The 19350-nt window shown below is 70.5% G+C and carries 17 protein-coding genes; 16 read left to right on the forward strand and 1 reads right to left on the reverse strand.

All coding sequences use genetic code 11. The annotated features are described in order from the left end of the window. Positions 1-116: 116 nt before the first annotated feature. The 10 genes from mltG (at position 117) to ABT004_RS13915 (ending at position 10258) form a co-directional block, all read left to right on the forward strand. On the forward strand, positions 117-1775 hold the full coding sequence (gene mltG, locus ABT004_RS13870) for an endolytic transglycosylase MltG (protein WP_351335517.1): 1659 nt from the start codon (positions 117-119) through the stop codon (positions 1773-1775). Further along, positions 1756-2589 (forward strand): shikimate dehydrogenase, encoded by an 834-nt coding sequence (locus ABT004_RS13875; protein WP_351335520.1) that lies wholly within the window; start codon positions 1756-1758, stop codon positions 2587-2589. Before mltG ends, ABT004_RS13875 begins: the two co-directional genes overlap by 20 nt. A gap of 119 nt (positions 2590-2708) precedes the next feature. Further along, complete coding sequence (gene aroC / locus ABT004_RS13880) at positions 2709-3893, forward strand: chorismate synthase (RefSeq protein ID WP_351335523.1); 1185 nt, start codon at positions 2709-2711, stop codon at positions 3891-3893. Beyond that, positions 3890-4408 carry a shikimate kinase gene (locus tag ABT004_RS13885; protein WP_351335526.1) on the forward strand — a complete coding sequence of 173 codons (519 nt, stop codon included), beginning with the start codon at positions 3890-3892 and terminating at the stop codon, positions 4406-4408. Before aroC ends, ABT004_RS13885 begins: the two co-directional genes overlap by 4 nt. Next, positions 4405-5496: a 3-dehydroquinate synthase gene (aroB, locus tag ABT004_RS13890; RefSeq protein ID WP_351335529.1), complete on the forward strand. Its 1092-nt coding sequence runs from the start codon at positions 4405-4407 to the stop codon at positions 5494-5496. The genes ABT004_RS13885 and aroB overlap by 4 nt, the downstream gene beginning before the upstream one ends. Positions 5497-5630: 134 nt before the next feature. Next, on the forward strand, positions 5631-6425 hold the full coding sequence (locus ABT004_RS13895) for an AAA family ATPase (RefSeq protein ID WP_351335532.1): 795 nt from the start codon (positions 5631-5633) through the stop codon (positions 6423-6425). Between the two features lie 80 nt (positions 6426-6505). Continuing rightward, positions 6506-7627, forward strand: coding sequence for a M24 family metallopeptidase (locus ABT004_RS13900; RefSeq protein WP_351335535.1), 1122 nt, complete (start codon positions 6506-6508; stop codon positions 7625-7627). A 61-nt stretch (positions 7628-7688) separates the two neighbouring features. Further along, positions 7689-8255 carry an elongation factor P gene (gene efp, locus ABT004_RS13905; RefSeq protein ID WP_351335537.1) on the forward strand — a complete coding sequence of 189 codons (567 nt, stop codon included), beginning with the start codon at positions 7689-7691 and terminating at the stop codon, positions 8253-8255. 2 nt (positions 8256-8257) lie between these two features. Then, positions 8258-8692 carry a transcription antitermination factor NusB gene (gene nusB / locus ABT004_RS13910; RefSeq protein WP_351335540.1) on the forward strand — a complete coding sequence of 145 codons (435 nt, stop codon included), beginning with the start codon at positions 8258-8260 and terminating at the stop codon, positions 8690-8692. A gap of 123 nt (positions 8693-8815) precedes the next feature. After that, complete coding sequence (locus ABT004_RS13915; protein ID WP_351335543.1) at positions 8816-10258, forward strand: pyridoxal phosphate-dependent decarboxylase family protein; 1443 nt, start codon at positions 8816-8818, stop codon at positions 10256-10258. Positions 10259-10560: 302 nt separating this feature from the next. Here ABT004_RS13915 and bldD read toward each other — a convergent pair whose 3' ends face one another. Beyond that, a complete protein-coding gene (gene bldD / locus ABT004_RS13920) occupies positions 10561-11061 on the reverse strand; it encodes a transcriptional regulator BldD (protein ID WP_266721805.1) in 501 nt (166 codons plus the stop codon). Between the two features lie 243 nt (positions 11062-11304). Between bldD and pyrR the strand changes: the two genes are divergently transcribed. The 6 genes from pyrR (at position 11305) to carB (ending at position 19286) form a co-directional block, all read left to right on the forward strand. Then, complete coding sequence (pyrR, locus tag ABT004_RS13925; RefSeq protein WP_351335547.1) at positions 11305-11877, forward strand: bifunctional pyr operon transcriptional regulator/uracil phosphoribosyltransferase PyrR; 573 nt, start codon at positions 11305-11307, stop codon at positions 11875-11877. A 103-nt stretch (positions 11878-11980) separates the two neighbouring features. Then, complete coding sequence (locus ABT004_RS13930; protein WP_351335550.1) at positions 11981-12961, forward strand: aspartate carbamoyltransferase catalytic subunit; 981 nt, start codon at positions 11981-11983, stop codon at positions 12959-12961. Positions 12962-12963: 2 nt separating this feature from the next. After that, positions 12964-14253: a dihydroorotase gene (locus tag ABT004_RS13935; protein WP_351335553.1), complete on the forward strand. Its 1290-nt coding sequence runs from the start codon at positions 12964-12966 to the stop codon at positions 14251-14253. Beyond that, positions 14250-14831, forward strand: coding sequence for a PH-like domain-containing protein (locus ABT004_RS13940; protein ID WP_351335555.1), 582 nt, complete (start codon positions 14250-14252; stop codon positions 14829-14831). Before ABT004_RS13935 ends, ABT004_RS13940 begins: the two co-directional genes overlap by 4 nt. Further along, positions 14828-15985 (forward strand): glutamine-hydrolyzing carbamoyl-phosphate synthase small subunit, encoded by a 1158-nt coding sequence (carA, locus tag ABT004_RS13945; RefSeq protein WP_351335558.1) that lies wholly within the window; start codon positions 14828-14830, stop codon positions 15983-15985. The genes ABT004_RS13940 and carA overlap by 4 nt, the downstream gene beginning before the upstream one ends. Next, positions 15978-19286 (forward strand): carbamoyl-phosphate synthase large subunit, encoded by a 3309-nt coding sequence (gene carB, locus ABT004_RS13950; RefSeq protein ID WP_351335560.1) that lies wholly within the window; start codon positions 15978-15980, stop codon positions 19284-19286. Before carA ends, carB begins: the two co-directional genes overlap by 8 nt. Positions 19287-19350 lie beyond the last annotated feature (64 nt).

A 19350-nucleotide genomic window follows, 5' to 3' on the forward strand; every position in this document is an offset into this window, starting at 1 on the left:
AACGTTCCGCGCGATCGGCGGTGTTCGAATAGCCGCCGCACAGCATCAAGAGGCGGAACGGGTGACCTTCCAGATCGGACAGCGGCCCATCCCGCCTCGCGGCTTGTAGGGGACCGATGACTGAGTATGGCCGGGGCCAAGGCTCCGAACCGTGGCATCCCGCGGACCCGCTGTACGGGGACCAGGGATGGGGGCAGCAGGCCGGGCACGGCCAGGCTGCCTACGGCGGCCAGGGTGGTTACGACCCGCAGCAGGCCTACGGCGGTGACTGGGACACCAACGGTCAGCAGGGCTACGGCTACGGGCAGGACCCCGGTTACGGCCAGGACCCCGGATACGGGCAGCACCCCGGCTACGGTCAGCAGTCGTACGGCGGCCAGCAGGGCCAGAACGGTGGCTGGGACTGGGACACCGGCTCGCAGGGGCAGCCGCCCTACGGCGTGGACCCCGCGGACCCCTACGGCACCGGTCAGCACGCCGCGTACAACGGCGAGGAGCCGGACTACTACAACACCCCCGGCGCCTACCCGCCGCCGGAGCCGCCCGGCCACCGCCGCCCGCAGGACCCGGGGACCGGCTGGGACGCCGGCCCCGACCAGGGCGAGGAAGCGTTCTTCAACGGCGGCGGTGACGACGAGGACGACTACGACGAGGGCCGCGCCGGTCGCCGGGGCCGCGGCGGCAAGAAGCCGAAGAAGCGGCGCAGCGGCTGCGCGTGCCTGGTCCTCACGGCGATCTTCGCGACCGCTGTCGGCGGCGTCGGCTACTTCGGCTACCAGTTCTACCAGGATCGTTTCGGCGCGGCGCCGGACTACGCGGGCGAGGGCAACGGCGAGCAGGTCACCGTCGTCATCCCGAAGGGCTCCGGCGGCTACACCATCGGGCAGAAGCTCAAGGACGCCGGCGTCGTACAGAGCGTCGACGCGTTCGTCGCCGCCCAGTCGGCGGACCCGAAGGGCAAGTCGATCCAGGACGGCGCGTACGTCATGGAGCGGCGGATGTCCGCGTCGAGCGCCGTCGACCTGCTGCTCAGCCCGGAGAGCCACGCCAACCTGACGATCCCCGAGGGCTGGCGCAACGCCAAGGTCTACGAGCTGATCGACAAGAAGCTCAAGGTCTCCAAGGGCACCACGGCCAAGGTCGCGAAGAAGGACTACAAGGACTTCGGCCTGCCCGACTGGGCGCTGGACCACCGCACGGTGAAGGACCCGCTGGAGGGCTTCCTCTACCCGTCGAGCTACGCGGCCGCCAAGGGCATGAAGCCCGAGGAGGTCCTGAAGGACATGGTCTCGCGGGCCAACGACAAGTACGAGCGCCTCGACCTCGAGGGCGAGGCCAAGAAGCTGCACCTCGACAGCCCGTGGCAGGTGCTCACCGTCGCGAGCCTCGTCCAGGCCGAGGGCAAGACGCACGACGACTTCCGGAAGATGGCCGAGGTCGTCTACAACCGCCTCAAGACCTCGAACACGGAGACCAACCAGCTCCTGCAGTTCGACTCGACCTTCAACTACCTCAAGAATCAGAGCAACATCAACATCGGCGAGTCCGAGATCAACAGCAATAAGGACCCGTACAACACCTACACGCGCAAGGGGCTGCCACCGGGCCCGATCGGCAACCCCGGCGACGTGGCCCTCGCCGCGACGATCACCCCGACGGACAGCGGCTGGATCTACTTCGTGGCCACGGACGGCATGCACAAGACCGAGTTCGCCAAGACCCGCGCCGAGTTCGAGAAGCTGAGGGAAAAGTTCAATGCCAGCCAGGCCAACTGACGTGCGCAGGGCGGCGGTTCTGGGTTCGCCCATCGCCCACTCGCTCTCGCCGCAGCTGCACAACGCGGCGTTCGCGGAGCTGGGTCTCGACGAGTGGCGGTACGACCGGTTCGAGACCGACGAGGCGGCGCTGCCCGCCTTCCTCGCCGGGCTCGGGCCCGAGTGGGCCGGCCTCTCGCTGACGATGCCGCTGAAGCGTGCGGTGATCCCGCTGCTCGACGAGATCACCGAGGCCGCGCGCTCCGTGGAGGCCGTGAACACGGTTGTCCTCAAGGAGGACGGGCGGAAGGTCGGCGACAACACCGACATCCCGGGGCTGATCGCGGCGCTGCACGAGCGCGGCGTGGAGAAGGTCGAGTCGGCGGCGATCCTCGGCGCGGGCGCCACCGCGTCCTCCGCACTCGCGGCGCTTTCCCGGATCTGCACCGGCGAGGTCGTCACCTACGTACGCAGCGAGCAGCGCGCCGACGAGATGCGCGGCTGGGGCGAGCGGCTCGGGGTGCAGGTCCGCACGGCGGACTGGAACGACGCGGCGCGGGCCTTCGAGGCCCCGCTGGTGATCGCCACGACGCCGAAGGGCGGGTCGGACCACCTGGTCGAGGCGGTGCCGGAGAGCGTCGGCACGCTCTTCGACGTCCTCTACGACCCGTGGCCCACGCCACTGGCGGCCGCCTGGGAGCGGCGCGGCGGGGCGGTGCTCAGCGGGCTCGACCTGCTCGTGCACCAGGCCGTCTTCCAGTTCGAGCAGTTCACCGGCGACACCCGCCCGGTGCTCGCCGCCATGCGCGCGGCGGGCGTGAAGGCGCTCGGCTGACGCTTGCGCGTGTGGCTCGCGTCTCATGTGGCGTCCGCACCCCGGACACCGGAAACACCGGGCTCCGCGGGCATGGGAGGATCGTTCCCATACACAGAGCGCGAGCATGAGGAGCACCGTTGAGCAGGTTGCGCTGGCTGACCGCGGGGGAGTCGCACGGCCCCGCACTCGTCGCGACGCTGGAGGGTCTTCCCGCCGGCGTTCCGATCACCACGGAGATGGTGGCGGACCACCTGGCACGGAGGCGCCTCGGCTATGGCCGCGGGGCCCGGATGAAATTCGAGCAGGACGAGGTCACGTTCCTGGGCGGCGTCCGGCACGGCCTGACCATGGGCTCCCCGGTCGCGATCATGGTCGGCAACACCGAGTGGCCCAAGTGGGACAAGGTCATGTCCGGTGACCCGGTCGACCCGGAGATCCTCAAGGACATGGCGCGCAACGCGCCGCTGACCCGCCCCCGGCCCGGCCACGCCGACCTCGCGGGCATGCAGAAGTACGGCTTCGACGAGGCCCGCCCGATTCTGGAGCGTGCCTCCGCCCGCGAGACGGCCGCCCGCGTGGCGCTCGGCGCGGTCGCCCGGTCGTACCTCAAGGAGACGGTCGGCATCGAGATCGTCAGCCACGTCGTCGAGCTGTGCTCGGTGAAGGCGCCGCAGGGCGTCTACCCGACCCCCGCCGATGTCGAGAAGCTGGACGCGGACCCGCTGCGCTGCCTGGACGCGGATGCGTCGAAGCAGATGGTGGCCGAGGTCGACCAGGCCCACAAGGACGGCGACACGCTCGGCGGCGTCGTCGAGGTCCTCGCCTACGACGTGCCGGTGGGCCTCGGCTCGCACGTGCACTGGGACCGCAAGCTCGACGCGCGCCTGGCCGGTGCGCTCATGGGCATCCAGGCCATCAAGGGCGTCGAGATCGGCGACGGCTTCGAGCTGGCGCGCGTGCCCGGCTCGCAGGCGCACGACGAGATCGTGAAGACGGCCGACGGCATCCGCCGCACCACGGGCCACGCGGGTGGCACCGAGGGCGGCCTGACCACCGGTGAGCTGCTGCGGGTACGCGCCGCGATGAAGCCGATCGCGACCGTGCCGCGCGCGCTGCAGACCGTGGACGTCGCCACCGGCGAGGCCACGCAGGCCCACCACCAGCGCTCCGACGTCTCCGCCGTGCCGGCCGCCGGCATCGTCGCCGAGGCGATGGTCGCGCTCGTCCTCGCGGACGCGGTCGCCGAGAAGTTCGGCGGCGACAGCGTGCCGGAGACCCGGCGCAACGTCACCTCGTACCTCGACAACCTCCAGATCCGGTGAGCGGCCCGCAGATCGTCCTCGTAGGACCGATGGGCGTCGGCAAGTCGACGGTGGGCGCGCTGCTCGCCGAGCGGCTCGGCTGCGCCTACCGGGACACCGACGACGACATCGTCACCGCACAGGGCCGCGCCATCGCGGAGATCTTCGTCGACGAGGGCGAGGCGCGCTTCCGGGAGCTGGAGAAGGCCTCCGTGGCGACCGCGCTCGCCGGCCACGAGGGCGTTCTCTCGCTCGGCGGCGGCGCGATCCTCGATGCCGACACCCGCGCGCTGCTCGCCGCGCAGCCGACCATCGTCTATTTGTCGATGGATGTGGAAGAGGCGGTCAAGCGCACCGGTCTGAACACGGCCCGGCCGCTGCTCGCCGTCAACCCCCGCAAGCAGTGGCGGGAGTTGATGGAGGCGCGCCGGCATCTGTACACCGAGGTCGCCCGGGTGGTCGTGGCCACCGACGGCCGCACCCCCGAAGAGGTCGCCGAAGCGGTCCTCGACGCACTGGAGTTGAAGCAGGCATGAGCGAGGAAGTGACCCGTATCCACGTCGGCGGCACCGCCGGCACGGACCCGTACGAGGTCCTGGTGGGGCGCCAACTCCTGGGTGAGCTGGGCTCGTTGATCGGCGACAAGGTCAAGCGTGTCGCCATCGTGCACCCGGAGGCGCTCGCCGAGACCGGCGAGGCGCTCCGCGACGACCTGGCGGGCCAGGGCTTCGAGGCGATCGCCATCCAGGTGCCGAACGCCGAGGAGGCGAAGACCGCCGAGGTCGCCGCGTACTGCTGGAAGGCCCTCGGGCAGTCCAACTTCACGCGCTCCGACGTCGTCGTCGGCGTCGGCGGCGGCGCGACGACGGACCTCGCCGGGTTCGTGGCCGCGACCTGGCTGCGCGGCGTGCGCTGGATCGCCATCCCGACGACCGTGCTCGCCATGGTCGACGCGGCGGTCGGCGGCAAGACCGGCATCAACACCGCCGAGGGCAAGAACCTGGTGGGCTCCTTCCACCCGCCGGCCGGAGTCCTGTGCGACCTGGCCGCCCTCGACTCGCTGCCGGTGCACGACTTCGTGTCCGGTCTCGCCGAGGTCATCAAGGCCGGGTTCATCGCCGACGAGCGGATCCTCGAACTCATCGAGGAGGACCCGGAGTCGGCCCGTACGCCCACGGGTGAGCACACCGCCGAGCTGATCGAGCGCGCCATCCGGGTCAAGGCCGAGGTCGTCTCGTCCGACCTCAAGGAGGCGGGCCTGCGCGAGATCCTCAACTACGGGCACACGCTCGCGCACGCCATCGAGAAGAACGAGCGCTACAAGTGGCGGCACGGCGCGGCCGTCTCCATCGGCATGCTCTTCGCCGCCGAACTCGGCCGCCTGGCGGGCCGGTTGGACGACGCGACCGCCGACCGCCACCGCACGGTCCTGAAGTCGGTGGGGCTGCCGCTGTCCTACCGCTACGACCAGTGGCCCAAGCTGCTCGAGACGATGAAGGTCGACAAGAAGTCCCGCGGCGATCTGCTGCGCTTCATCGTCCTCGACGGCCTCGGCAGGCCCACCGTCCTGGAGGGACCCGACCCCGCCGTACTGCTCGCCGCGTACGGCGAAGTGGCGGAATAGGGCGGTCCGTTCACGTTCGGGCACGTCGCGACCTCCCCGGCCGTTCACACAACGGCGGCCGGGGACGGTACCGTTCGGTAGCGCCCCGTTCGCCGGCGCCCAAGTGACCGTCGTACGAGATGGAGTGGCACCGGATGCAGCAAGCAGGGGGGTCTCCGCTGCCGCCACCGCCCGGCATGCCGGGCTTCAGCGGAGCGCCGCCGCACCATCCGCCCGCCCAGCCCCCGCACATCCAAGCGCCGCAGGCCCCGGCCGTCGCCCCGCCACCGCCGCAGCCGCCGCGCGAGACCACCGGCCATGTGCAGCTCCCGGCCGGCGCCCCCGTCGCCGTGCCGAGCCCGCCGCCCGCGCAGGCACCCGCCGACTCGACGTCCACCACGCTCGCCGTACTGCTCATAGGCCCCGCGGGCGCCGGCAAGACCAGCGTCGCCAAGTACTGGGCGGAGAGCCGACGCGTCCCGACGGCCCACATCAGCCTCGACGACGTACGGGAATGGGTGCGCTCCGGCTTCGCCGACCCGCAGTCGGGGTGGAACGACAACAGCGAGGCGCAGTACCGGCTGGCCCGCCGCACCTGCGGTTTCGCGGCGCGCAACTTTCTGGCGAATGGAATCTCCTGCATCCTCGACGATGCGGTGTTCCCGGACCGGCCGGTGGTCGGCCTGGGCGGCTGGAAGCGGCACGTCGGCCCCGGCCTGCTGCCCGTCGTCCTCCTGCCCGGCCTGGAGATCGTCCTGGAGCGCAACTCTCGGCGCAGCGGCAACCGCCGCCTCACCGACGAGGAGGTCGCCCGCATCCACGGGCGGATGGCCGGCTGGTACGGCTCGGGCCTCCCGATCATCGACAACTCCCAACTGGACGTCCCCGGAACGGCCCAGGTCCTGGACGAGGTGCTGGCCCGCGCCATCACCAGCCCACCGCAGTGGTAGCCCACGCGTAGACCCCCGCAGGGACCCGTCCGGACGCGCTGATACGGCCGCCCCGCCCACCCGCTCGTACGCTCGGCGTCATGGCAGAGGTGTTGTACGCGGCCCGACGGGACCGGCTCAGAGAGCGCGCGACGGCTGGCGGCGGCGCGGCCGCCCTCGTCTCGCTGCCCGCCAACGTCCGCTACCTGGCGGGAACGGCACCGAACGGCGCCGTCCTCCTGCTGGGCCGGGACCTCGGCGGCGGTGACGACCTCCTGCTGTGCGCGCGGGCGCCGAGCGAGGAACCCGCCGACGGCAGGCTCGACGAGGCGCTGCGGGTCCAGGTCCTGGACGTACCCGGGGGTGACCCGGCCGTCGCCGCCGCGGACGTGGCCGCGGCCCGCGGAGCCGATTCGCTCGTCGTCGAGGAGCACCACCTGACGGTGGCCCGGCACCGCGCGGTCGGCTCGGTGGCGCCCCGACTCCGGCTGCTGGACCTCAACAGCGCGGTCGAGCAGCTGCGCCTCGTCAAGGACGAGGAGGAGATCTCCTGCCTGCGGATCGCGGCCGAGATCGCCGACCAGGCACTCGGCGAACTGCTCGAGTCCATCCTCGTCGGCCGCACGGAGCGTCACCTCGCCCTCGAACTGGAACGTCGACTTGTCGACCACGGCGCCGACGGCGCCGCCTTCCCCACCTCCGTGGGCACGGGCCCGAACTCGGGACGCGTGGCCCACCGGCCCACCGACCGCCGGGTCGAAGAGGGGGATTTCCTCTCCGTGTGCCTGGGCGCGACGTACCGCGGCTACCGCTGCGAGATCGGCCGTACGTTCGTCATCGGAACCTCGCCCGCGGACTGGCAGATCGAGCTGTACGACCTCGTATTCGCCGCTCAGCGGGCCGGTCGGGAGAGTCTGGCGCCCGGCGTCGAGTGCCGCGAAGTGGACAGGGCCGCCCGTCACGTCCTGGACGCGGCAGGGTATGGTGACGGGCTCGCGCCGCTCACGGGACACGGTGTGGGACTCGAAATCGACGAGGACCCGCAGTTGGCCCCTGCAGCCATGGGTAAACTGGACACTTGTGTGCCGGTCACCGTCGAGCCGGGGGTCCACCTCCCGGGTCGGGGCGGCGTCCGGATCGATGACACGCTCGTCGTCCGCCCCGAGGCGGACGGCGGACCCGAGCTACTCACCATTACGACCAAGGAGCTGCTCGCGCTCTAGCCCGCAAAGGCTGCTCGCGTGCCCCTGGGTCGTCCACGTCAGTCCAGGAGATTCCGCAACCGTGGCTTCCACGAACGACCTCAAGAACGGCCTGGTGCTCAAGCTCGACGGGGGCCAGCTCTGGTCCGTCGTCGAGTTCCAGCACGTCAAGCCCGGCAAGGGCCCTGCCTTCGTGCGCACCAAGCTCAAGAACGTGCTCTCCGGCAAGGTCGTCGACAAGACGTTCAACGCCGGCGTCAAGGTCGAGACGGCCACCATTGACAAGCGCGACATGCAGTTCTCGTACATGGACGGGGACTACTTCGTGTTCATGGACATGCAGACGTACGACCAGCTGCACGTCGACCGCAAGGCCGTCGGTGACGCCGCAAACTTCCTGATCGAGGGCTTCACCGCCTCCGTCGCGCAGCACGAGGGCGAGGTGCTCTTCGTCGAGCTGCCGGCCGCCGTCGAGCTCGTCATCAAGGAGACCGAGCCGGGCGTCCAGGGCGACCGCTCCACCGGCGGCACCAAGCCCGCCATCCTGGAGACCGGCCACCAGATCGGCGTCCCGCTCTTCATCACGCAGGGCGAGAAGATCAAGGTCGACACCCGCACGAGCGACTACCTCGGCCGGGTGAACAGCTAACCGTGGCTGCCCGTAATACGGCCCGCAAGCGCGCCTTCCAGATCCTCTTCGAGGCAGACCAGCGCGGCGCCGATCCCCTGACGGTCCTCGCGGACTGGATCCGGCACTCCCGCAGCGACACGCGGCAGCCACCGGTCAGCGAGTACACGATGGAGCTGGTCGAGGGGTACGCCAAGCAGGCGTCCCGGATCGACGAGCTCATCTCGCAGTACGCCGTCGGGTGGACCCTCGACCGGATGCCGGTCGTCGACCGCAACATCGTGCGGCTCGGCGCCTATGAGCTGGTCTGGGTCGACGGGACCCCGGACGCCGTGGTGCTCGACGAGGCCGTTTCGCTGGCCAAGGAGTTCTCCACCGACGAGTCCCCGGCGTTCATCAACGGACTGTTGGGTCGCTTCAAGGACCTGAAGTCGTCCCTGCGCCGCGACGAGGCCTGAGCCCCGCCGCCGCGCGCACCATCGTTCCGTGGGCCCGGAGCAGAACATGAACAATGTTCTGCTCCGGGCCTGGTGCGTTTCCGGGGACCCTCGCTAAGTTCTGGTCATGTCACCGGAGTCCGCATGACGACCGAAGACCCGATCCTGGCGCGGCTGACCGCGCTGCGCGCGGGCGACCTTCCGGTACACGGCGGGCGCACCATGGCGTACGTCTACGACTCCGGACTCGAAGGCCTCGACGAACTCGCGAACGCGGCGCAGGCCGCGTTCGCGGGGGTCAACGGGCTGGACATGACGGCGTTCCCGAGCGTCGTGGAGCTGGAGAACGACCTGGTGCGGCGGGCCACCGCGCTGCTCGGCGGCAGCGCGGGCACGTTCACCAGCGGCGGCACCGAGAGCTGTCTGCTCGCCGTCCTGACCGCGCGTCAGTACGCCCGCAAGGAACGCGGGGTGACCGAGCCCGAACTCGTGCTGCCCGAGACCGCGCACGCCGCCTTCCACAAGGCCGCCGAACTCTTCGGCCTGAACGTGGTGAGCGTCCCCGTGGACCCGGACACCTTCAAGGTGCGCCCGGCCGACGTGGCCGCGGCGCTCTCCGAGCGCACCGCCCTGGTCGTGGTCTCCGCCCCCTCGTACGCACACGGAGTCATCGACCCGGTTGTGGAGGTGGCGCGGGAGGCGGAGCGGCGCGGGGCGCTGTGCCACGTCGACGCGTGCATCGGCGGGTGGTACCTCGGGCACCTGCGGCACGCGGGGCGGCAGGGGCAGGACGTCGCGGGCGTCCCGGAGTTCGACCTGTCCGTCCCCGGGGTGACGTCGCTCTCCGTCGACCTGCACAAATACGCGTACACGGCGAAGGGCGCCTCGCTGCTCCTGTTCCGCGAGGCGGAGCTGCGCCGCCACGGCTGGTTCGCGCACGCCGCCTGGCCCGGCTACCCCGTGGTCAACTCCACGCTCCAGGGCACCAAGTCGGCCGGGCCCCTCGCGGCGGCCTGGGCGGTGACGGAGCGCGTCGGGGCCGAAGGTTACGCGGTGCTGTCGACGCGCGTACACCGGACGACCCGCGCGCTCGCCGACGGTGTCGAACGGATCGGCGGTCTGCGGCTCGCCGCGCGGCCCGAGGCGTCCCTGATCGCCGTGGCGTCCGACGACCCGGACGTCGATGTCTTCGTGGTGGCGGACGAGCTGCGGGGGAGCGGCTGGTACCTGCAGCCGCAGCCGGCGTTCGGGAGCTCACCGGCCACGCTGCATCTGACGGTGACCGCGGCGGTCGCGCAACCGGAGACCGTGCGGATTCTGCTCGCCGAGCTGGAGAAGGCGGTGGGACGGGCTCGTGAGCTGGGGCCCGTTCGGGTGGATCCGGAGGTCGTCGAGGCGGCGGCAACGCTGGATCCGGACACGCTGACCTCGCAGGAGGTCGAGATCGCGCTCGCCCTCGCCGGGGTGGGGGAGGGCGGCCGGCTGCCGGAGCGGATGGCCCCCGTCCTCGCGGTCCTCCAGGCACTCCCGCCACGCTTGAGCGCCCGCCTGCTGCCCGAGGTGATCGGACGCCTGTACCGGACGTGAGGGGCGTTTTCAGCCCCCTCTTGGACGAGAGTCAGCGGGGCCCGGCTGCCCGGGCATCTTGAGCCCCGCTCCTGGACGAAAGCCAGCGGCCCGGCCCGGCTGCCCGGGCATTTTCAGCCCCGCCGGCGTTTGAGGCGCGGGGTCCGGGGCGGAGCCCCGTGGCCGTGCGCCGGTGTCCCGGATCCGAGGGCGTGGGGCCGGAACACCGAGGGCGCGGGCCGACCCCGGAAACCCCTGAGGGGGCGGAGCCCAATCGCTCCGCCCCCTCAGGGCTGTGACGTTTCTGCGGCGTGCGGGCCGGGTCAGACGTCGTCGTGCGCCACCGCGCGGCGCGCGTCCGCGTCGAGCACGCCCCAGCTGATCAGCTGCTCGGTCAGGACCGAGGGCGACTGGTCGTAGATGACGGCGAGGGTGCGCAGGTCGTCCTGGCGGATGGAGAGCACCTTGCCGTTGTAGTCACCGCGCTGCGACTGGATCGTGGCGGCGTAACGCTGCAGCGGACCGGCCTTCTCCGGCGGCACGTGGGCAAGGCGCTCCAGGTCGAGGCGCAGCTTGGGCGGCGGCTCGGCGGCGCCACCGGGGGTGGTACCCGGCAGCAGCTCCTGCACCGGCACGCCGTAGAAGTCCGCCAGTTCGGCGAGGCGCTGCACGGTCACGGCACGGTCGCCGCGCTCGTACGACCCCACCACGACCGCCTTCCAGCGTCCCTGGGACTTCTCCTCGACACCGTGGAGGGAAAGGCCCTGCTGGGTACGGATCGCGCGGAGTTTGGCCCCGAGCTGTTTGGCGTATTCGCTGGACATATAGCTCCCCGGACACTGCATCACTAAGCGGCTGCGCCGCGTGGCTGTAACTCACTGTGAGGTTACGCAGCGTTACTTGGCCGCGTCAAGCCGAATGGTCCGTACCGACCTTCTCGTGAATTCGGCCGTCCCGCACCTCCAAGCGGGTGATCAGGGATGTTGTGGAGGCTGGTATTGTTGACGACGCAAATCCGACGTCCTTTAAGGTCCGTCCCGTGAGGCGGAGAAGGGGGTCCGTTTCTTATGGACACGCAGCAGTCCGATGCCCGGCCCGTACTCGAAGGCCCTGACATCGCGCGGGTACTGACCCGCATCGCCCACGAGATCGTCGAGCGCGCCAAGGGCGCCGAGGACGTGGTCCTCCTGGGCATTCCCACGCGAGGCGTCTTCCTCGCCCGCAGGCTGGCCGAGAAGCTCGAAGAGATCACCGGCCGCGCCATCCCCGTCGGCTCGCTCGACATCACGATGTACCGCGACGACCTGCGCATGCACCCGCCGCGCGCGCTCGCCCGCACCGAGATCCCGGGTGGCGGCATCGACGGCCGACTCGTCGTCCTCGTCGACGACGTGCTCTTCTCCGGCCGCACCATCCGCGCCGCCCTCGACGCCCTGAACGACATCGGGCGCCCGCGTGCCGTGCAGCTCGCCGTCCTCGTCGACCGCGGCCACCGCGAACTCCCCATCCGTGCCGACTACGTCGGCAAGAACCTCCCCACGTCGCTGCGGGAGACGGTCAAGGTCCAGCTCGCCGAGGAGGACGGCCGCGACGCCGTGCTGCTCGGTGCCAAGCCGGACGCCCAGGCGGCCGAGCAGTAGCACCCCTTCTCCGCTGTGCGCGCGCCCGCGTACGGCCCGAAAGGTGTGCCCTCGCGCGCCCGTATGTCCTGAATCTCCTGAACTGCCTTACGGAGCACCCCAGATGATGCGACACCTCATCTCGGCCGCCGACCTCTCCCGCGACGACGCCGTCCTCATCCTCGACACCGCCGAGGAGATGGCCCGCGTCGCCGACCGGCCCATCAAGAAGCTGCCCGCGCTGCGTGGCAGGACCATCTGCAACCTGTTCTTCGAGGACTCGACGCGTACGCGGATCTCGTTCGAGGCCGCCGAGAAGCGCCTGTCCGCCGACGTCATCAACTTCGCCGCCAAGGGGTCGAGCGTCTCCAAGGGCGAGTCCCTCAAGGACACCGCCCAGACCCTCGAGGCCATGGGCGTCGACGCCGTCGTCATCCGGCACGGCGCGTCCGGCGCCCCGTACCGGCTCGCGACCTCCGGCTGGATCGACGCGCCCGTCATCAACGCCGGTGACGGCACCCACCAGCACCCCACGCAGGCGCTGCTCGACGCCTTCACGATGCGCCGCCGGCTCGTCGGCCCCGACGCCGGGATCGGCAAGGGCCTCGACGGCAAGCGCGTCACGATCGTCGGCGACGTGCTGCACAGCCGCGTCGCCCGCTCGAACGTCGACCTGCTGCACACGCTCGGTGCCGAGGTCACCGTCGTCGCGCCGCCCACCCTGGTGCCGGTCGGCGTCGAGAGCTGGCCCTGCGAGGTCTCCTACGACCTCGATTCGACCCTCTCCAAGTCCGACGCGGTGATGATGCTGCGCGTGCAGCGGGAGCGGATGAACGCCGCGTTCTTCCCCACCGAGCGTGAGTACTCGCGCCGCTACGGGCTCGACGGCGACCGCATGGCGCGGATGCCGGAGCACTCCATCGTGATGCACCCGGGACCGATGGTCCGCGGCATGGAGATCACCGCCGAGGTCGCCGACTCCGACCGCTGCACGGTCATCGAGCAGGTCGCCAACGGCGTGCACACGCGGATGGCCGTCCTGTACCTGCTTCTCGGCGGCAACGAGCCCGCCGTGTCCCACTCTCGTACCGAGGAGACGAAGTAATCATGAGCAAGACCCTTATCCGTGGTGCGAAGGTGCTCGGCGGCGAGCCGCAGGATGTCCTGATCGACGGCGGCGTGATCGCCGAGGTCGGCAGCGGACTGTCCGCCGATGGCGTCGAGAACGTCGTCGAGGCCGAGGGCAAGGTCCTCCTCCCGGGCCTCGTCGACCTCCACACCCACCTGCGCGAGCCCGGCCGCGAGGACTCCGAGACGGTCCTCACCGGCACCCGCGCCGCCGCCTCCGGTGGCTACACGAACGTGTTCGCCATGGCCAACACGTTCCCGGTGGCCGACACCGCCGGCGTCGTCGAGCAGGTCTACCGGCTCGGCCAGGAACACGGCTACTGCGACGTGCAGCCCATCGGCGCCGTCACCGTCGGCCTGGAGGGCGTCAAGCTCGCCGAGCTCGGCGCCATGCACGAGTCCGCCGCCGGCGTCACCGTCTTCTCCGACGACGGCAAGTGCGTCCACGACGCCGTGATCATGCGCCGCGCCCTGGAGTACGTGAAGGCCTTCGGCGGCGTCGTCGCGCAGCACGCGCAGGAGCCCCGCCTCACCGAGGGCGCACAGATGAACGAGGGCACCGTCTCCGCCGAGCTGGGCCTCGGCGGCTGGCCCGCCGTCGCCGAGGAGTCGATCATCGCCCGCGACGTGCTGCTCGCCGAGCACGTCGGCTCCCGCGTGCACATCTGCCACCTGTCGACCGCCGGTTCCGTCGAGATCATCCGCTGGGCCAAGTCCCGCGGCATCGACGTCACCGCCGAGGTCACCCCGCACCACCTGCTCCTGACCGACGAGATGGTGCGCTCGTACAACCCGGTCTACAAGGTCAACCCGCCGCTGCGAACCGAGAAGGACGTCATGGCGCTGCGCGAGGCGCTGGCCGACGGCACGATCGACATCGTCGCCACCGACCACGCCCCGCACCCGCACGAGGACAAGGACTGCGAGTGGGCCGCCGCCGCCATGGGCATGGTGGGCCTGGAGACCGCGCTCAGCGTGGTGCAGCAGACGATGGTGGAGACGGGCCTGCTGAGCTGGGCCGGGGTCGCCGAGCGGATGTCCGTGAAGCCCGCCGAGATCGGACAGGCCCGCGGGCATGGACGTCCCGTCTCGGCAGGTGAGCCCGCGAACCTGGTTCTCGTCGACGCCGACTACCGTGGTGACGTGGACCCCGCGGGCTTCGCCTCCCGCAGCCGCAACACCCCCTACGAGGGCCGTGAGCTGCCGGGGCGCGTCACCCACACCTGGCTGCGGGGCAAGGCCACCCTCGCCGACGGGAAGCTCGCGTGACACCTCTGCAATCACTCGCTGTCCTCGCTGCCGAACAGAAGTCGGCGGACGTGACGGACTGGCCGAACCGAATCGGCTGGATCGTCGGTCTGCTGCTGTTCATCGCGCTCGTCTACTGGCTGATGCGTCAGGGCTGGAAGTGGCGCGGCACCCTTCAGGGCGACCTGCCGCCGCTGCCCGACGCGCCGACCGAGCAGGGCCCGGTGAAACTGGAGCTGAGCGGCCGCTACCACGGCTCGACCACCGCCGGACAGTGGCTCGACCGGATCGTGGCGCACGGACTCGGCACCCGCAGCCGCGTCGAGCTGACGCTCACCGACGCGGGGTTGAACGCCGTACGCCCCGGAGCGAGCGACTTCTTCGTCCCGGTGGAGGCGCTGCGCGAGGCCCGGCTCGACAAGGGCATCGCGGGCAAGGTCCTCACGGAGGGCGGCATGCTGATCGTCACCTGGGCGCACGGCGACAAGCTGATCGACTCCGGATTCCGCTCCGACCACGCCGCCGAGCAGGCGGAGTGGGTCAGCACCATCAACAACATGATCGACACGAAGATCACGACGGAAGGCACCGCACGATGACCACCTCCACCAGGGGAGCCGCGAAGGCTCCTGCCGTTCTCGTCCTGGAGGACGGCCGGGTGTTCCGCGGCCGCGCCTACGGGGCCGTGGGGGAGACCTTCGGCGAGGCCGTGTTCTCCACCGGCATGACCGGCTACCAGGAGACCCTCACCGACCCGTCGTACGCCCACCAGATCGTGGTCGCGACCGCCCCGCAGATCGGCAACACGGGCTGGAACGACGAGGACGACGAGTCGAAGCGCATCTGGGTCTCCGGGTACGTCGTGCGCGACCCCGCGCGCGTGCCGTCCAACTGGCGTGCCGAGCGCAGCCTGGACGACGAGCTGGTCGCGCAGGGCATCGTCGGCATCTCCGGCATCGACACCCGCGCCCTCACCCGCCACCTGCGCGAGAGCGGCTCCATGCGCTCCGGCATCTTCTCCGGCGAGACGCTCCCGGCCGACGCCGAGCTCGTCTCCCGCGTACAGGCGCAGCCCGCCATGAAGGGCCTGAGCCTGTACGAGGAGGTCGCCACCAAGGAGGCGTACGTCGTCCCGGCGATCGGTGAGAAGAAGTTCACCGTCGCCGCGATCGACCTCGGCATCAAGGGCATGACCCCGCACCGGATGGCCGAGCGCGGCATCGAGGTGCACGTGCTGCCCGCGACCGCGAGCGCCGACGACGTGTACGCCGTGAACCCCGACGGCGTGTTCTTCTCCAACGGCCCGGGTGACCCGGCCACCGCCGACGGCCCGGTCGCGCTGATGACCGCCGTCCTGGAGCGGAAGACGCCGCTGTTCGGCATCTGCTTCGGCAACCAGATCCTCGGGCGCGCCCTCGGCTTCGGCACGTTCAAGCTGAAGTACGGCCACCGCGGCATCAACCAGCCGGTGCAGGACCGCACCACCGGCAAGGTCGAGGTCACCGCGCACAACCACGGCTTCGCCGTGGACGCGCCGCTGGACAAGGTGAGCGAGACCCCCTTCGGCCGCGCCGAGGTCTCCCACGTGTGCCTCAACGACAACGTCGTGGAGGGGCTCCAGCTCCTCGACCAGCCCGCGTTCAGCGTCCAGTACCACCCCGAAGCGGCGGCCGGTCCGCACGACGCCGCGTACCTCTTCGACCGCTTCGTGTCTTTGATGAGCACAGCCCTGATGGAGTCCGCCCGTGCCTAAGCGCAACGACCTGAAGTCCGTACTCGTCATCGGCTCGGGCCCGATCGTCATCGGCCAGGCCGCGGAGTTCGACTACTCCGGCACCCAGGCCTGCCGGGTGCTGAAGCAGGAGGGCCTGCGGGTCATCCTGGTCAACTCCAACCCGGCGACGATCATGACCGACCCGGAGATCGCCGACGCCACGTACGTCGAGCCGATCACCCCCGAGTTCGTCGAGAAGATCATCGCCAAGGAGCGCCCCGACGCGCTCCTGCCCACCCTCGGTGGCCAGACCGCGCTCAACACCGCGATCTCCATGCACGACCAGGGTGTCCTCGAGAAGTACGGCGTCGAGCTGATCGGCGCCAACGTCGAGGCGATCAACAAGGGCGAGGACCGCGACCTCTTCAAGGGCGTCGTGGAGGAGGTCAAGCGGAAGATCGGGTACGGCGAGTCCGCCCGCTCGTACATCTGCCACTCCATGGACGACGTCCTGAAGGGTGTCGACGAGCTCGGCGGCTACCCGGTCGTCGTCCGCCCCTCCTTCACCATGGGCGGCGCGGGCTCCGGCTTCGCGCACGACGAGGAGGAGCTGCGCCGCATCGCCGGGCAGGGCCTCACGCTCTCGCCGACCACCGAGGTGCTCCTGGAGGAGTCCATCCTCGGCTGGAAGGAGTACGAGCTGGAGCTGATGCGCGACAAGAACGACAACGTCGTGGTCGTCTGCTCCATCGAGAACTTCGACCCGATGGGCGTGCACACCGGTGACTCGATCACCGTCGCCCCGTCGATGACGCTGACCGACCGCGAGTACCAGCGACTGCGTGACGTCGGCATCGCGATCATCCGCGAGGTCGGCGTCGACACCGGCGGCTGCAACATCCAGTTCGCGATCAACCCCGAAGACGGCCGCGTCATCGTCATCGAGATGAACCCGCGCGTCTCGCGTTCGTCCGCCCTCGCTTCGAAGGCCACCGGCTTCCCGATCGCGAAGATCGCCGCGAAGCTGGCCGTCGGCTACACGCTGGACGAGATCCCGAACGACATCACCGAGAAGACGCCGGCCTCCTTCGAGCCGACGCTCGACTACGTAGTCGTGAAGGCGCCGCGCTTCGCTTTCGAGAAGTTCCCCAGCGCCGACTCCACGCTGACCACGACCATGAAGTCGGTCGGCGAGGCCATGGCCATCGGCCGCAACTTCACCGAGGCGTTCCAGAAGGCGCTGCGCTCCCTGGAGAAGGCGGGCTCGCAGTTCACGTTCGTCGGCGAGACCGGCGACAAGACGGCTCTCCTCGAAGAGGCGGTGCGCCCGACCGACGGGCGCATCAACACCGTCATGGCGGCGATCCGCGCCGGCGCCACGCCCCAGGAGGTCTTCGACTACACGAAGATCGACCCGTGGTTCGTGGACCAGCTCTTCCTCATCAAGGAGGTCGCCGACGAGCTGGCGGCCGCCCCCGAGCTGACCCGTGAGCTGATCGCCGATGCCAAGCGGCACGGCTTCTCCGACCAGCAGATCGCCGAGATCCGCGGTCTGCGCCAGGACGTCGTCCGCGAGGTCAGGCACGCGCTCGGCGTCCGTCCGGTCTACAAGACGGTCGACACCTGCGCCGCCGAGTTCGCCGCCAAGACGCCGTACTTCTACTCCTCGTACGACGAGGAGAGCGAGGTCGCGCCGCGCGAGAAGCCCGCCGTGATCATCCTCGGCTCGGGCCCGAACCGCATCGGCCAGGGCATCGAGTTCGACTACTCCTGCGTCCACGCCTCCTTCGCGCTCAGCGACGCGGGCTACGAGACCGTGATGGTCAACTGCAACCCGGAGACGGTCTCCACGGACTACGACACGTCCGACCGCCTCTACTTCGAGCCGCTGACCCTCGAGGACGTCCTGGAGATCGTCCACGCGGAGTCGCTCGCGGGCCCGATCGCGGGCGTCATCGTGCAGCTCGGCGGCCAGACCCCGCTGGGCCTCGCGCAGGCGCTCAAGGACAACGGCGTGCCCGTCGTCGGCACGCCCCCGGAGGCGATCCACGCCGCCGAGGACCGCGGCGCCTTCGGCCGCGTGCTCGCCGAGGCGGGACTGCCCGCCCCGAAGCACGGCACCGCCACGACGTTCGCGGAGGCGAAGACGATCGCCGACGAGATCGGCTACCCGGTCCTCGTCCGCCCGTCGTACGTGCTCGGCGGCCGCGGCATGGAGATCGTCTACGACGAGGAGCGCCTCTCCTCGTACATCGAGGAGTCGACGGAGATCAGCCCCTCGCGGCCGGTCCTCGTCGACCGCTTCCTCGACGACGCCATCGAGATCGACGTCGACGCGCTCTACGACGGCGAGGAGCTCTACCTCGGCGGCGTCATGGAGCACATCGAGGAGGCCGGCATCCACTCCGGCGACTCGGCGTGCGCGCTGCCCCCGATCACGCTCGGCGGCTACGACATCAAGCGCCTGCGCGCCTCCACGGAGGGCATCGCCAAGGGCGTCGGCGTGCGCGGACTCATCAACATCCAGTTCGCCCTGGCCGGGGACATCCTCTACGTCCTGGAGGCCAACCCGCGCGCCTCGCGCACGGTCCCCTTCACCTCGAAGGCGACCGCGGTGCCGCTCGCGAAGGCCGCCGCCCGCATCTCGCTGGGCGCCACCGTCGCCGAGCTGCGCGCCGAGGGCCTGCTCCCGAAGACCGGCGACGGCGGCACGCTGCCGATGGACGCGCCGATCTCCGTCAAGGAGGCCGTCATGCCGTGGTCGCGCTTCCGCGACATCCACGGCCGCGGCGTCGACACGGTCCTCGGCCCGGAGATGCGCTCCACCGGCGAGGTCATGGGCATCGACTCCGTCTTCGGCACGGCGTACGCCAAGTCGCAGGCGGGCGCCTACGGTCCGCTGCCGACGAAGGGCCGGGCGTTCATCTCCGTCGCCAACCGCGACAAGCGCTCGATGATCTTCCCGGCGCGCGAGCTGGTCGCCCACGGCTTCGAGCTGCTCGCCACCTCCGGCACCGCCGAGGTCCTCAAGCGCAACGGCATCAACGCCACGGTCGTGCGCAAGCAGTCCGAGGGCGAGGGCCCGAACGGCGAGAAGACGATCGTCCAGCTGATCCACGACGGCGACGTCGACCTGATCGTCAACACCCCGTACGGCACCGGTGGCCGCCTCGACGGCTACGACATCCGGACGGCGGCGGTCTCCCGCTCCGTGCCGTGCCTGACCACGGTCCAGGCGCTCGCCGCGGCCGTCCAGGGCATCGAGGCGCTCGGCCACGGCGACGTGGGCGTGCGCTCACTGCAGGAACACGCGGAACGCCTGACGGCGGCCCGCGACTAAGGATCCAGCAGCCCAAGAGGGGGACACCACAACGGTGTCCCCCTCTTCATGAGGCCGCCGCCTC

The sequence above is a fragment of the Streptomyces sp. NPDC002790 genome, from assembly GCF_040295505.1.
In the GTDB taxonomy this organism is placed as follows: Bacteria; Actinomycetota; Actinomycetes; order Streptomycetales; family Streptomycetaceae; genus Streptomyces.